Origin of the sequence: Thermoleptolyngbya oregonensis NK1-22 (genome assembly GCF_032705245.1) — a bacterium.
GTDB classification, from domain to species: domain Bacteria; phylum Cyanobacteriota; class Cyanobacteriia; order Elainellales; family Elainellaceae; genus Thermoleptolyngbya; species Thermoleptolyngbya sichuanensis.
Genome location: NZ_CP053540.1, coordinates 1,460,296 through 1,474,142, shown reverse-complemented (window position 1 = coordinate 1,474,142; position 13,847 = coordinate 1,460,296). Strand labels below are relative to the sequence as shown.

12 protein-coding genes are annotated in these 13,847 nt (G+C 57.6%); 6 read left to right on the top strand and 6 right to left on the bottom strand.

Annotated features, from left to right (window positions below; all coding sequences use genetic code 11):
* The first annotated feature begins 87 nt into the window (after positions 1–87).
* Positions 88–990, top strand: coding sequence for an endonuclease/exonuclease/phosphatase family protein (locus HNI00_RS06315; protein WP_316791677.1), 903 nt, complete (start codon positions 88–90; stop codon positions 988–990).
* 74 nt (positions 991–1,064) lie between these two features.
* Here HNI00_RS06315 and HNI00_RS06310 read toward each other — a convergent pair whose 3' ends face one another.
* Positions 1,065–2,291, bottom strand: a complete 1,227-nt coding sequence (locus tag HNI00_RS06310) for a lipid-A-disaccharide synthase-related protein (protein WP_316791675.1) — start codon at positions 2,289–2,291, stop codon at positions 1,065–1,067.
* Between the two features lie 110 nt (positions 2,292–2,401).
* Positions 2,402–3,250, bottom strand: a complete 849-nt coding sequence (dapF, locus tag HNI00_RS06305; protein ID WP_316791672.1) for a diaminopimelate epimerase — start codon at positions 3,248–3,250, stop codon at positions 2,402–2,404.
* Positions 3,251–3,828: 578 nt separating this feature from the next.
* Between dapF and HNI00_RS06300 the strand changes: the two genes are divergently transcribed.
* Entirely contained in the window at positions 3,829–4,044 is a 216-nt protein-coding gene (locus HNI00_RS06300) for an Hfq-related RNA-binding protein (RefSeq protein WP_172358562.1), read from the top strand.
* 91 nt (positions 4,045–4,135) lie between these two features.
* On the opposite strand, the gene HNI00_RS06295 is transcribed toward HNI00_RS06300, so the two are convergent.
* From HNI00_RS06295 to HNI00_RS06285, 3 genes are all read right to left on the bottom strand, one after another.
* The gene (locus HNI00_RS06295) at positions 4,136–5,290 is read right to left on the bottom strand and encodes a DUF4335 domain-containing protein (RefSeq protein WP_316791669.1); all 1,155 of its coding nucleotides are present in this window, start codon (positions 5,288–5,290) and stop codon (positions 4,136–4,138) included.
* A complete protein-coding gene (locus HNI00_RS06290) occupies positions 5,287–5,895 on the bottom strand; it encodes a DUF3038 domain-containing protein (protein ID WP_172358564.1) in 609 nt (202 codons plus the stop codon). Before HNI00_RS06290 ends, HNI00_RS06295 begins: the two co-directional genes overlap by 4 nt.
* 177 nt (positions 5,896–6,072) lie before the next feature.
* A complete protein-coding gene (locus tag HNI00_RS06285) occupies positions 6,073–6,357 on the bottom strand; it encodes a DUF427 domain-containing protein (protein ID WP_316791667.1) in 285 nt (94 codons plus the stop codon).
* Between the two features lie 660 nt (positions 6,358–7,017).
* Between HNI00_RS06285 and HNI00_RS06280 the strand changes: the two genes are divergently transcribed.
* From HNI00_RS06280 to HNI00_RS06270, 3 genes are all read left to right on the top strand, one after another.
* Positions 7,018–8,940: an AMP-dependent synthetase/ligase gene (locus HNI00_RS06280; protein WP_316791665.1), complete on the top strand. Its 1,923-nt coding sequence runs from the start codon at positions 7,018–7,020 to the stop codon at positions 8,938–8,940.
* Between the two features lie 118 nt (positions 8,941–9,058).
* Entirely contained in the window at positions 9,059–9,508 is a 450-nt protein-coding gene (locus HNI00_RS06275) for a YlqD family protein (protein WP_068516377.1), read from the top strand.
* 332 nt (positions 9,509–9,840) lie between these two features.
* The gene (locus tag HNI00_RS06270; protein ID WP_316791660.1) at positions 9,841–11,148 is read left to right on the top strand and encodes a dihydrolipoamide acetyltransferase family protein; all 1,308 of its coding nucleotides are present in this window, start codon (positions 9,841–9,843) and stop codon (positions 11,146–11,148) included.
* Between the two features lie 146 nt (positions 11,149–11,294).
* Here HNI00_RS06270 and HNI00_RS06265 read toward each other — a convergent pair whose 3' ends face one another.
* Entirely contained in the window at positions 11,295–11,639 is a 345-nt protein-coding gene (locus HNI00_RS06265) for a DUF1830 domain-containing protein (RefSeq protein ID WP_316791657.1), read from the bottom strand.
* Between the two features lie 574 nt (positions 11,640–12,213).
* On the opposite strand from HNI00_RS06265, the gene HNI00_RS06260 reads away from it, so the two are divergent.
* Positions 12,214–13,836 carry a photosystem II high light acclimation radical SAM protein gene (locus HNI00_RS06260; protein WP_420156321.1) on the top strand — a complete coding sequence of 541 codons (1,623 nt, stop codon included), beginning with the start codon at positions 12,214–12,216 and terminating at the stop codon, positions 13,834–13,836.
* Positions 13,837–13,847 lie beyond the last annotated feature (11 nt).

Here is a 13,847-nt window from a genome sequence, read left to right as displayed (position 1 = left end):
GTCGATATTATGTCGATATGATAGGGACACGTTGTTGCGTCGCCCCGACGCTGCAATGGTTTCAGGGTTGTCGCTCTGGCCTGGCTTATGCGCGTCCGCATTGGTACGTTTAATGCTGAAAACCTGTTTGCCCGGTTTCAGTTTAAGGAAGACCTGCCCTACGAAGAGCTTCCCGAAAAGTGGACTGCCAGCGTGACGCAGTGCATTCCATTTTCGGAAGGGAAAGATCGGATCACGGCGGAAGCCATTGGGGCGCTGCGGGCAGATATTCTCGGACTGCAAGAAGTCGAGAGTATGGACACGCTGAAGCAGTTTGTGCGCCAGTTTCGTTCGCTGATGCCCGACTATCCCTACAAGCTGGTCATCGACGGCAACGATCGCCGATTGATCGATGTGGGATTGCTCAGCCGCTTTCCCTTTTGCCACATCCGCACGCACCAGTTCGATCGCGCTCCCAGCGGCCACCTGATCTTTTCCCGCGACTGCCTAGAGGTAAACCTCGAACTGCCCGACGGCAAGCCGCTGACGGTGTTTGTTAACCATTTCAAATCTATGCATGAGGGGCGCGAGGAAACCATGCATATCCGCAAGATCCAGACCCAGCGCGTTGTGCAGATTTTGCATGAGCGGTTTGGAGCCGATCCGGGCGCGGCAACCTGGGTAATTTTGGGCGACTTCAACGACTATCTGCCGTCGCTGGGGCTGGAGCCGCTGCTCAGCCAGCCCTGGCTGGAGAACGTGATCGAACGGCTGCGTCCTGATCAGCGCTGGACGCATTTCTTTTCGCGGGGCGAGGAATATCACCAGTTGGACTACATCCTGCTGTCGCGATCGCTCGCCGAAGCCAACCCCAACGCGCTTCCCTACATCGAGCGGCGCGGTTTGCCCAAACGAGCCGAACGCACCGCAGTCCAGCGGTTCAACGGCGTGGGCAGCAGCTATCCCAAAGCGTCTGACCATTGTCCGGTGGTGATTGAGCTAGAAATCTAGAGATTTTGGCCTTTGGATTGGTGATTTTGGATTGATAGACTTTCTGCCCAAAATCTAAAATCCAACATCCAACATCACCCCTGACTCAGCAAACAGGCGGCAATGCGATCGCTCGCACCAGGTAGTCCCATGCGGCGGCGACCGTTTTCGGCAATGATTTGCAGGCGATCGGGGTCTTTCAGCAGCGATCGCACGACTTCGGCTGCCTGGTCGGGCTGTTCGACCAGGATCACCGACGGCCCCAGCAGGCGCGTTTGGGCTTCGGCGAAGGCGTAGGTAAACTGCGGCCCTTCGCCCGGAAAGATCAGCGCGGGCTTGCCCAATCCCACCACCTGTTCTGTAGCCGTGCCTGCCATCGCCATCGCCACGTCGCCCCGGTTGACGCAGCCGTTAAAGGCCGTGGTCAGCAGCAGCGTCGCCTGGTCTTGGCGATAGGCCAGGGGCGGCACAGGGGCAGGATTGGTCAACTGCCAGCCGCGAGCCTGCAACGCTTGGTGCAGCACGGCTAAATCGAGATAGGGGGCGATCGCCGCCAACAAGGTCACGGGGCGATCGAGTCCCGTCACCAGCGATTGCGCCGCATCCAGCAGTGTTTCCCAATTTCGATAGGCTTCGGGCACCCGCGACCCCGGCAGCAGCGTGGCCACCAGCGCCTCGTCGGGAATCGCAAAGTCAATCCCCATCGGTTCCAAATCATCCATCATCGGGTTGCCCAGGTCATACACGGGCAGATTCCAGCGGCTTAGCACTTCGCTGGTGAGGCTATCGCGAGGAAACACCGCCCGACAGCGCCGCCGCCCCATCAGCCAGCGCTCCCAGGGCAAATAGACCGATCCTGACCAGCTTTCTAGCTGCTCAAACCAGGAGGCGCGGGGCAAGAGTCCGGCTTCATCGCGCAAGTAATATTCCGATTTGGCCGTGCCCACAAAGGCGTAGGGCGCACCGCTCCACCAGGCAAACAGCAGGGGCACCAAGTCGCCCACGGCCAAAATCAGGTCGCCCTGCTTGGCCCACTCGCGCACCACGCGAAGCTGGCTGAGGGTGAGTTGCAGCAGCCCGCCGCGCAGGTCTTTGGCAAACTGCCGACCGTCCATATAGACAAAGCCACCGGAGGGAAGCTGTTTGACTGGGCCAATCACCGGGATGCCGCTCTGGGAATAGGCATGACCTTCGCCCACCAGCGGCAGCGCCACGATATCTGCCACACGACCCTCTAGGTCTGCCCGATGCCGCAGGGCCCGGAGAATGCGGAGGGCGATCGCATCTTCTCCATGACCATTGCTCAGACACAGTAGCTTCATGCCAAACCATCACTACGCGGTTGAACCTCAAGGATAAGGGATCGCCGCAAAATTGGGTGAGCCGGGTCAGTGCCGCTATTTTCAAGGTTTTGAGAGGTTAATCCAAGACGCTATAGCGCCGTGCCGCTAAACACTTTCTGCGCGGGCCCGGTCATGTAGAGGTGCTGATCGGCCTCTGACCACTCGATCAGCAGCGGCCCGCCCGGAAGCTCCACCGTCGCACGGCGATCGCTCTTGCCGTTTAGCACCGCCGCCACCAGCGACGCACAGGCCCCCGTGCCGCAGGCCAGCGTAATACCCGCGCCCCGCTCCCACACGCGCATCTTCAGATAGTCCGGGCGCACCACCTGAATGAACTCAGCATTAATCCGCTTGGGGAAAGCAGGATGATGCTCAAACTGGGGCCCAATCGCCGCCAGCGGAATCGTCGCCACCTCCTCTACAAACGTGATGCAGTGGGGATTGCCCATGCTGACGCAGGTGACCTGCCAGGTTTGCCCAGCCACCTCCAGCGGCAGGTTCACGACTTTTTCCTCCGGAGCGGCCAGCGTCGTGGGAATTTCGCCCGCCAGCAGCCGGGGCAGCCCCATATCGACCGTGATCTGTCCGTCTGCCTCTAGGCGCGGCGTGATTAGTCCCGCCAGCGTGTGAATTTTGTAGACTGGGCGCGGCGATCCGGTTTCGGCGGCTTCTAGGTCGGCAATAAAGCGGGCCAAACAGCGGATGCCATTGCCACACATCTCCGGCTCTGACCCGTCAGAGTTGAAAATCCGCATGGTGTAGTCGGTGCCGTCTTGCCCTGGCAGCGCAAAGATCACGCCGTCTGCGCCAATCCCAAAGTGGCGATCGCACCAGTCCACCGCTTGCTCTGGGGTAATGCACGGCTCTGCCTGCTGCCGATTGTCTACCAGGATAAAGTCGTTGCCCAGCCCGTGATATTTCGTAAATGCGATCGCCATAGTTGTGATGTGTCAGAGAGGTCTAAGAGAATGTTTGAAAAGTCCTACTGTTTGTAGCAAAGCGTGCAAGATCCCCCTAAATCCCCCTTAAAAAGGGGGACTTTAAGGCGGTTTCCCCCCTTTTTAAGGGGGACTTTAAGGCAGTTTCCCCTTTAAGGGGGGCTAGGGGGGATCTCTGAGTGCTTAACATTACAGGCGATACCTTTTCAAACACCCTCTAGCGGGGACTCAGTGCCAGTAACCCAATACCAGTAACTCAATACCAGCAATCCAATACCAGTAACTCAGTGCCAGTAACCCAAGGTCTTGGGAAGATGCTTTGAGCCGCTTGCTTGAATCATCATAGGCTCCGATTGGGCATTCTGAATATCGCAGATATCGCAGTCCATTGCGAACCCATTGCGGATTATCGCAGACTGTTGCAAGCTGTTACAGACTGTCGGAGCGGGCGATCGCCCCCATCGCCGCCGGACATCTCCTAAACTAGAGGCCTAAACTGAAAGAACCCGCCGCGTCTGGATTGTTCGCTTCCTGAATCACCCCAAAATCCAAAATCCCAAACCCTGAAACTTTAAACCATGAGCATCGAACTAGAAACTGGTCTGCCCAGCGTCCGTCAGATCCAAACCCTAATCCGCGAAGAGCGCGAAGTAGAGCTCAAACTGATTACCAACGACCTGATCACAGGCAAAATGCGCTGGCAGGATCAGCACTGCATTTGCGTGGTCGATCATTACGACCAGCAAACGGTCATCTGGCGCAGCGCAATCGTCTACATGAAGCCGAAGCTGTAGCGCGGATCAGGAGTCGGTTCCACTGCTCCAGCGGTGGTCTCTATCAACCGCCAGTTAATCGCCAATCAAGCGCCAATCAAGCGCCACGACCCTATTCGGGCGGCCGCCCGTGCCAGGGACTCACCTGCACCACGCCGCCCGGCGTAAACACCACGCGGAAGAGGGCGTTGGGTTCTGCGGAACGATCGGTCTGCTGATATTGCAGGTCAGGCAGCGGCGTTTGGTTGGCGTTTTGCACGGCGGCATTATTCATATAGCGGAAGCCCAGGATGTCGCCGTTCTCTGCTACCGAGACTTGATAAACCAAATCTTCGGTAAAGGTTGGCCGCTGCGACCAGGCAGCATCGAGGCGATCGCGCAGTTGGGTCTTCAGCCGATCCAACTGCTCTGGCTCGGTAATTTCATTGGCATTAACCAGGGCTTCGCCCACTGAGCCACCCGTCTCCGGAGGAGCATTTTCAGGGCTAGCGGCGGGGCTGGGACTTTCAGCCGTAGGGCTTTCCGAAACCGTGGTGTCTGGACTTTGAACCGGGCTGGGACTGGCGACCGGGCTGGGCGAAGCCAGCGGCGTGGGCGAACCCGTCGGCGGGCTAGCTGCGGGAGACGCAGGGCTGACCAAAGGTGCGGGCGTGGCCGCGTCCTCAGCCGCAGCCTCAGGACGACGCTCCGGAATGGGCAAGAAGAACAGCGCCGCAGCGGCCGCCGCCAGACCCACCAGCCCAATCGCAGCGGGCACGACCTGCTTGGTCATGGGTTCATGGGTCACTGCATAGCGGCGCGACACGGGCGCAAGCTGGGGAGCAAACTCTGGCAAGGTCTGACTATCGGCCAAAAACTGGTCAATCGCCTCCACTAGGTCAAAAAGCTGCACCGTCCGCAAATCAATCTGCACCGGAGCCGCGGACCCGCCGCCATTCGCCTCGCCCACAAACGAATCTGGCTTGACCGTCAGCCGATGCAGATCCGGCTCGACTCGCTCCAGAGACACCAATTCCCCTTGTCCGGGTTGGGTGTGGGGATGGGGCACGCCGCTGAGAATCCCCTGGGCATAGTTGCTGGCTGTAATCGCCAGATCTTCCAAAAACGCCCGGCCGCCGCTAATTGGTTTTGGCTGGCCGGCAAAGTGGCACTCGGCATTGGTCACCATCGACACGACGGGACGCGCCGCCGTCGCCGTCGCCCCGTCGCTCAGTCCTTCGACCACCAGCTTGCAGTTGGGCAGGGTATATTGCCGCTGAATCGTCATGCCACTTCTCCATCAAACAAGCTCGTCCAAAGTCGCTGGGGGCCGGCCGTGCCCGTGCAGAAGAGAAGCTGACGCAGCAGCCCCAGCGCCAGGTCATTCAGCTTTTCGTCGGTGTCGTAGAGCAGCACAGCGGCGCGGCGCGGGTTCATGCGAGAGCGAAAGTGGGCCCGAAAGCGCTCCAGGTATTCTGATAAGCGGAAGTGATGCTCTACCGAAAGGTTGCGATCGCTCAATTGCTGGTGCGCCAGCAGAAGCTGCCGAATCACGCCCGTCAGCCGCCGTGCCAGGTTGCAAATTACCAGAACCATCGCCTTGCCCTCTGCCTGGGTCAGCGTTTTGCGCTGGCTGCCATAGCGTCGCAGCGGGTTGGCGCTGCGGAGCCGCCACAGCCCGACGCGATTTTTCACGATGCTTTGCAGATTCAGGTCGCTGGCGGTGATCAGCAGCGCTTCGGAGCCGCCTAGGTCCAGCGCTTCGATCGCCAGCAGCAGCAAGTCAAGCTGCACCCGCGCCCGCCGGGGAACGGTTTCGCCAGGAACCTCAATGTCGGGCAGGGTTCCCAAGATGGGGGGAATGGATTGGTCAGGCGGGGTTTGTACTTGCATTACGGTACTTGCATTACTTCTCGTGCGGTGAACTCATCTGCGGCTGCCCCAAAAGCCAATCTGTCAGCGCTTTGGTTCCCAGCTTCGGACGGACAGATTGGTCGGGGCAAACCGATACAACCAGAACTTTATGACTGGAGGATTCGACTTTAGGTTGCCCGCATTTTAAGCTTCGACTTAAACTTCGACCTTCACGCCGCGCCAAAAGGCAACATGCCCTGTAATTTCTTTAGCGGCATCCTTCGGCGCTGGGTAATACCAGGCGGCATCTTTGTTGACCTGGCCATCGACCACGATGTTGTAGTAGCTGGCAACGCCTTTCCAAGGGCAGGTCGTGTGGGTATCGCTGGGCTGGAAATATTCAGACTGGATGGCATCGGGCGGGAAGTATTGGTTGCCTTCGACCACCACGCAGCGATCGCTCTCGGCTAGCACGGCTCCGTTCCAAGTTGCTTTGGGCATGGGTTTGTCCTAATGAATACCTGTTAATACCGGATAAGGAGTTGTACAGATCGCTTAAGAACGAGCAGCTAAGAATTGGGCAGTTAAATTGGGCTAAATTGGGCAGTTCACTTAAACCGCGCGGGGCTTTGATGACGCGGAGCGTTAGCTTTAATGGAATTCCACCTTCAATGAAAACTTCTCGTGCTGAGCATAGTGCTGAAAACTGGGGAATGCTGAAATCCCAAATTGTAACTCTATGCAATGTGTAACTTTCAGGCTGCCCTCCTCCCCCAACCCCTTCTCCCAAGTCGGGAGAAGGGGAGCAAGAGAGGCTTCAAGTCCCTCTCCCAGAGCGGGAGAGGGATTTAGGGTGAGGGAGATCGGCAAAGCTGCACACTGGGTAACTCTTGTAAAAGAAACTCTCGTAAAAGAGTCCCAACCGCCAATTCTAGCGCGTGAGCTTACCAATCTTAAAGATCGGCACAAGATTCACCTGAAAGCAAGGCAGGGGGTTGGGGGCAGGGAGGCGGACAGTTAGCGATTTTGGCGCGAGTGGCAGGGAGAGGGGTGTCGCGCGGCACGATGCTGCATAAACTAGAGCCAGAAACAAAACGCCAGAGACACCCATTGGGCGTTTTTTGGGCGTTTGTTGAGCCGTCTAGCGCTGAGGGAACCCCTATGACTGCTGCCGTGTCTACTGCTGCCCCACTGAGCAAATCGCCCTTTAGCCAGATGCAAGCGGTTCCTGAACTGTTTGCCCGCTGCGCCCAGCGACCGGAGATTGCTAATCTAACTGCTGTGCATGATCCCCACAGCACGCCGGAGATCAAGCTGACCTACGCCGAGCTATATCAGCAGATATTGCAATTTGCCGCAGGGTTGCAGGCGCTGGGCATCCAGGAGGGCGATCGCGTCGCCTTGTTTTCCGATAATCGCCCCCGCTGGCTGATTGCCGACCAGGGCATCATGACCGCTGGGGCCATCGACGCAGTACGTGGCTCCCAGGCAGACCGAGGCGAGCTGCGGTTTATTCTCGACAACAGCGAAGCCGTGGCGCTGATTACCGAAGATGCGGCGACGCTCAAGAAAGTCTCGCCCAATCTGGATGACCTGCCGCTGCAAACGGTGATCCTGCTAACGGACGAAACGCTAGACGCGCCGAGGCTAAAGATTCTTAACTTTTCGCAAGTGCTGGAGATGGGCAAAAACCGCGCCGTGCAGCCGCCTACCCAGCGCACCCGTGACACACTGGCCACGCTGATGTATACCTCAGGAACTTCTGGCGTGCCCAAGGGCGTGATGCTGAGCCACGGCAACTTGCTGTCGCAGGTCGAAGGCGCGGCGACAGTGGTCGAACCGCAACCGGGCGATCGCGTCCTCAGCATTCTTCCGATCTGGCACTGCTACGAGCGCACGTTTGAGTACTTTATCTTTGCCCACGGCTGCACGCAGATTTACACTAATATCCGCTTTGTCAAGAAAGACCTGAAGGAGTTTCGCCCGCAGTTTATGGTGGGCGTGCCGCGCCTGTGGGAGTCGATTTACGAAGGGATTCAGAAACAGTTCCGCGACCAGCCAGAGAAAAAGCAAAAGCTGGTGAATTTCTTGCTCAAGCAGAGCGATCGCTACGTCAAAGCAAACCGCACCCTGCAAGGACTCAACCTAGACAACCTCAACCCCTCGCCCTTGGACAAGCTGAAGGCCATGGGCGAAGTGGCAATCACCTCTCCGGTCTACCTGCTGGCGGATCGGCTGGTGTTCCAAAAGGTGCGCGACGGCATCGGCGGCCAAATCAAGTTCGTCGTCAGCGGCGGCGGTTCTATTGCCGAGCATCTGGAAGACTTCTTTGAGATGGCAGGCATTCAAATTTTGGGCGGCTACGGACTGACGGAAACCTCGCCCATTACCCATGTCCGCCGCGTCCGGCATAACATGCGCGGAGCCGATGGGCAGGCGCTACCCTACACCGAGACGCGCATCGTCAACCCGGAAACTCGCCAGGATTTGCCCCAGGGACAGCAGGGCTTGATCCTGATTCGCGGCCCCCAGGTGATGCAGGGCTATTACAAAAACCCCGAAGCTACCCGCAAGGCAATCGACCCGGACGGCTGGTTTGACACGGGCGACCTGGGCTGGATGACGCAGTGGGGCGACCTGATTATTACCGGCCGTGCCAAGGACACGATTGTTCTCACAAATGGCGAAAACATTGAGCCGCAGCCCATTGAAAACGCCATCATTCGCAGCGTGTATATCGACCAAGTGATGCTGGTGGGACAGGATCAGCGGATGATTGGGGCGCTGGTGGTGCCTAACCTAGAAACACTGGAGTCTTGGGCGGCGACGCAGGGCGATGCGGTGCGAAATGCTGACGGCACGATCAATCTGGAGTCGAAACCCGTGCAGGACTTGATTCGTCAGGAATTGACCCAGGCAGTGCAAAATCGACCGGGCTTCCGCCCCGATGAGCGGGTTGGGCCGTTCCGCATCCTCAGTGAGCCGTTTACGGTGGACAATGGGCTGCTGACCCAGACGCTAAAAGTGCGCCGCAACGTTGTGATGGAACGCTATAGCAGTATGATCGAATCGATGTTTGCCTGAGGCCGTTCCCGCATGTTGTATGGTTCGGGGGCGGCGTGAGGGCGATCGCCAGAGTGTTGCACCAGATCGTGGCACAAACACTTCAAACCTTTATTCAATGGACGATTTCAACTTCCTCATGGACCCCTCCCAATCCTATTTGCTCCTCAAACGCGCTGTGAACGTCAAGGCTGTGGTCACCCCTCGCTGGAAAGAAGAGAAACAGCAGCAGCTCCAACTCCAAATCGACCAGCTTGATGAACAAAAGCAGCAGCTTGAAACCCAAGAGCAGCGCATGATGGCGGAAATGCGAAAGCAAATTATTCGCCCTGACGATCCGGCGATCGCCCAGCAAATGAACAACTTCCAACTCCAGGTCAACCAGCGCAAAAGCGAAATCCTGGAGCGGCGCAATCAGGTGTTGCTGCAACTCCAGCAGGTGCAGCTTTTGGACATGGATCAAGAAGTCAGCGAAGGGCTGGTGGAAGGCTTCTGTCGCGTCGAAATGGGCGATAACCTGATCCGCAAAATGCAGATCGAGGTGCTGCTGCGGGACGGCATCGTGGAGGAAATTCGGGGAGAGCTTTAGACAGGCGGGGTAGAGGGTTGGAGCATGAAGGCAAGCGACCCGATGCTCCCCAAAATCCAAAACCCAAAATCCAAAACCCAAAATCCAAAAATCGATTCCTACCTCTTCATCTCCAAACCCTAACCCCCTCGCCAAAAATCTGCTTCGTATCGCGTTACAATTCAATCTGCTGAGTTTCCATTGTTTTGGGGTTGGGCTTGGCTGCAAAGATTTGAGGGTCGATAGTCACTGATAGTCACTGATAGTCACTGTTCATAGCAGTCAACCCATAACGGTTCACTGAACGACCCAGCCTGCATTTCACCTTTACTCACGATTTGGGAAGCCGCTCCATGATCCACGAAGTTTTCATGCCTGCGCTCAGTTCTACGATGACCGAGGGAAAAATCGTTTCCTGGGTAAAAGCACCGGGCGACAAAATCGAAAAGGGCGAAACCGTGGTGGTGGTGGAGTCCGATAAGGCAGACATGGACGTGGAGTCGTTCTATGAAGGCTATTTGGCAACGATTATTGTGGACGCAGGCAGCACGGCTCCGGTGGGCGAGGCGATCGCCCTGATTGCCGAAACCGAGGCAGAGATCGAGGCCGCAAAGCAGAAGGCTGCCAGCGCCTCGGCTCCCGCTCCGGCTGCCCCGACTCCTGCGCCCGCTGCCGAACCGGAACCCGTCGCTGCGCCCGTGGAAGAGGCGATCGCCAGCAGCAACGGCAGTTCTGGGCGGCTCGTCGTGTCGCCCCGCGCCCGCAAGCTGGCCAAAGAACTCAAGGTTGACCTAGCCACGCTCAAAGGCAGTGGCCCCCACGGGCGCATCGTCGCCGAAGATGTGGAAGCCGCTGTTGGCAGAGTGTCTGAGCCTGCAACTCCGGCTGTGACTCCGGCTCCGGCTGCGGTCGCTGCTCCGGTGGCTGCGCCTGCTCCGGCTGCGGCAACTCCCAAACCTGCCCCGGCTCCGGCGGCTCCCGTCACACCCGGCCAGGTTGTGCCCCTGACCACGCTGCAAAATGCCGTTGTGCGGAACATGGTCGCCAGCCTAGAGGTGCCCACCTTCCACGTCGGCTATACCATCACCACCGACAACCTGGACAAACTCTACAAGCAGATCAAATCCAAGGGCGTAACGATGACGGCACTGCTGGCCAAGGCAGTTGCCGTGACCCTGAAGAAGCATCCACTACTCTACGCGGCCTACACCGACCAGGGCATTCAGTACAACAGCGGCATCAATGTGGCAGTGGCGGTGGCGATGGACGATGGCGGACTGATTACGCCCGTTCTGCAAGCCGCTGACCAAATGGATATCTACACCCTGTCGCGCACCTGGAAGGACTTGGTCGATCGCGCCCGCTCCAAGCAGCTCCAGCCCGCAGAATACAGCACAGGAACGTTTACGCTCTCCAACCTGGGAATGTTTGGCGTTGATCGCTTTGATGCTATCTTGCCGCCCGGCCAGGGCGCGATTCTGGCGATTGGCGCATCCCGCCCGCAGGTAGTGGCAACTGCAGAAGGACTATTCGGCGTGCGGACACAAATGCAGGTCAACCTGACTGCCGATCACCGGATTATCTACGGTGCCCATGCCGCAGCGTTCCTCCAAGACCTTGCCAAGCTGATTGAAACCGACGCGCAATCGCTGACGCTGTAACAGTTCGGTGGAAGGGTTCCGCGCAACGGTTCAGTCATTCGGGAATATAAAACCCGACGAAAAAAAGGGAGCGTCTGCGCTCCCTCCTAACTTGCTTCTCAACCTCGGAGATCAAACCCGCAACCGAGCGCTCGAACTCAGCCGAGCTATTCCACAGATGTGGCCGCCGCGAAGGCTTGGCGAACTTGAACGCTGTTAAATCCGGCTTCCGAAGATTCAAACGTCGCGTCTAGCTCGTCTTCAATCAGGAGGCGATCGCACGGGATCGTGTCAGACAGAATGGCACTGGCCATCATGCCGCAGTGGATTTCTAGCATTGCGTCGGGCACAGCCTCAAAAATGAGCCGTTGCCCCGGAAACACCACGCGCTCAAAATACCAGCCAGGAACGTTGGTGATGCGAGCAATCTGAATTTTGCTAGTCGCGTTCACGTAGCAGCAGAGAATGCGAGCTGACTTATCGGTGGGGACGGGATCGATAATTTGCGCCATAGCCGTGAGGAGCCTCGTGTAATTGCGTGGGTGCTTTAACCCTAACATCCCACGATCCCAAAGGCTGTAAACTCAACTACCAACAATCTGTACGCAAAAATTCACGGGAGTGTGATCCCCGCATGAAGTCAACGGCTGTCAACGGCTTTCAGCGCTGCCCCTGGCTCTGTTTCGGCATTCTGGCGGGCTAGCGATCCACCATCGGATGTTCATCGAACATCCAGGTATAGAGCGAGGTCGCGTCAACCCACGCAAACCTTCGATAAAACCAGGCCGACAGAACCGCCCTTCAGGAAGACTATCGTGTTTTTGGGGCTTTCAATCTCTCTGGATACGAAACTTCGATGCACGCCAAGAAAGTCGATGGTATCGTAAAGATATATAAACAAGTATCTCAGATTCGATACCTGTCTCTTATCGGTTTCTCCTTTTATCGGTTTGTATAGAGCGGTTTCTATAGGGCTGTTTCTTGCGGTTTCTATAGGGCTGTTTCTTATAGAGCAATCGACAGACCGACAAATCGACGCTTTCGACCCCAGATTTACCGGAATCAATCAGCATGACAGCGCAGTTGATGTCTCCACCGACACCGCTCACCCGCCACGATCGCCTCTCGTCTGAGCGGGTGCTTTATGTGCGCCTTCCGTGCAATCCCATCTTTCCTATCGGTGTCGTCTACCTGTCTGACCACGTCCACAAAGTTTTTCCCGACGTGCAGCAGCGCATTTTTGACCTGGGAGCCGTGCCACCGCTGGATTTTGGCCCCGCGCTCGACCGCTGCATCGACGAGTTTCGCCCAACGCTGCTGGTGTTTTCCTGGCGCGACATTCAAATCTACGCCCCGGTTGGCGGGCGCGGCGGCAACCCGTTGCAAAATGCTTTCGAGTTCTACTATGCTCGCAACCCACTGGTCAAGCTGCGGGGGGCGCTCGGTGGACTCCGCATGGCCACGTCCTATCTCACAGAACTCTGGCGCAACGAAGGTCTGATCAAGCGCGGGCTAAAGCGGGCACGGCGCTATTGCCCAGAGGTTCGACTAGTGGTGGGCGGCGGGGCCGTCAGCGTGTTTTATGAACAGTTGGGCAATATGCTTCCCAGAGGCAGCATTATCTCCGTGGGAGAGGGCGAGGCGCTGCTAGAAAAGCTGCTGCGGGGGCAGGATTTTTCGGATGAGCGGTGCTATGTGGTAGGCGAAACGAAACCGCGCGATCGCCTGATTCACGAACAGCCCGCTCCCCTGGAAAAAGGCGCGTGCGACTACGACTACATCGCCGAGATTTGGCCCGAATTTAGCTACTACCTGCAAGACCAGGATTTTTATGTGGGCGTGCAGACCAAGCGCGGCTGCCCCCACAACTGCTGCTATTGCATCTACACCGTCGTCGAAGGCAAGCAGGTGCGGATTAACCCGGCGGATGAAGTGGTGGCAGAAATGCAGCAGCTCTATCGGCGCGGCGTTCGCAACTTCTGGTTTACCGACGCGCAGTTTATTCCTGCCCGCAAATTCATCGACAACGCGGAGGAACTGCTGCAAAAAATCGTCGATGCGGGTATGACCGATATCCATTGGGCCGCCTACATTCGCGCCGACAACCTGACCCCACGCCTCTGCGAGCTAATGGTGCAGACGGGCATGAACTACTTTGAAATCGGCATCACCAGCGGCTCTCAGGAACTCGTCCGCAAAATGCGGATGGGCTATAACCTGCGGACGGTGCTGCAAAACTGCCGCGATCTGAAGGCAGCCGGGTTTAACAGCTTGGTGTCGGTCAACTATTCTTTTAACGTCATCGACGAAACCTTTGATACGATTCGCCAAACCATCGCCTACCATCGCGCTCTAGAAGACATCTTTGGCGCAGACAAGGTAGAACCCGCCATTTTCTTCATTGGTCTCCAGCCCCACACACACCTAGAGCAATACGCCTTTGACCACGGCATTTTGAAAAAGGGCTATGACCCGCTGGCGATCCATCTGCCCTGGGTGGCGAAAAAGCTGCTGTGGAACCCGGAACCGCTCGGCTCCTTCTTTGGTGAGGTGTGCCTGCAAGCATGGCGGCAAAACCCCAACGACTTTGGGCGCGAGGTGATGCGGATTTTGGAACAGCGGCTCGGCCGCGCCGAGCTAGAAGAAGCCCTGACGGCGGCGATTCTCGCAGGAACCGCTTCGCGAATCGCCCCTGCGGTCAAGCGATAAAGCCCCCATGA

Excerpts from the sequence above, each read along its gene's own strand:
- HNI00_RS06295 (WP_316791669.1), bottom strand. The coding sequence starts at position 5,290 with ATGACGATTCAGCGGCAATATACCCTGCCCAACTGCAAGCTGGTGGTC.
- HNI00_RS06265 (WP_316791657.1), bottom strand. The coding sequence starts at position 11,639 with ATGGCGCAAATTATCGATCCCGTCCCCACCGATAAGTCAGCTCGCATT.
- HNI00_RS06275 (WP_068516377.1), top strand. The coding sequence starts at position 9,059 with ATGGACCCCTCCCAATCCTATTTGCTCCTCAAACGCGCTGTGAACGTC.
- HNI00_RS06290 (WP_172358564.1), bottom strand. The coding sequence starts at position 5,895 with ATGCAAGTACAAACCCCGCCTGACCAATCCATTCCCCCCATCTTGGGA.
- HNI00_RS06270 (WP_316791660.1), top strand. The coding sequence starts at position 9,841 with ATGATCCACGAAGTTTTCATGCCTGCGCTCAGTTCTACGATGACCGAG.
- HNI00_RS06285 (WP_316791667.1), bottom strand. The coding sequence starts at position 6,357 with ATGCCCAAAGCAACTTGGAACGGAGCCGTGCTAGCCGAGAGCGATCGC.
- HNI00_RS06310 (WP_316791675.1), bottom strand. The coding sequence starts at position 2,291 with ATGAAGCTACTGTGTCTGAGCAATGGTCATGGAGAAGATGCGATCGCC.
- HNI00_RS06280 (WP_316791665.1), top strand. The coding sequence starts at position 7,018 with ATGACTGCTGCCGTGTCTACTGCTGCCCCACTGAGCAAATCGCCCTTT.
- HNI00_RS06260 (WP_420156321.1), top strand. The coding sequence starts at position 12,214 with ATGTCTCCACCGACACCGCTCACCCGCCACGATCGCCTCTCGTCTGAG.
- dapF (WP_316791672.1), bottom strand. The coding sequence starts at position 3,250 with ATGGCGATCGCATTTACGAAATATCACGGGCTGGGCAACGACTTTATC.
- HNI00_RS06315 (WP_316791677.1), top strand. The coding sequence starts at position 88 with ATGCGCGTCCGCATTGGTACGTTTAATGCTGAAAACCTGTTTGCCCGG.
- HNI00_RS06300 (WP_172358562.1), top strand. The coding sequence starts at position 3,829 with ATGAGCATCGAACTAGAAACTGGTCTGCCCAGCGTCCGTCAGATCCAA.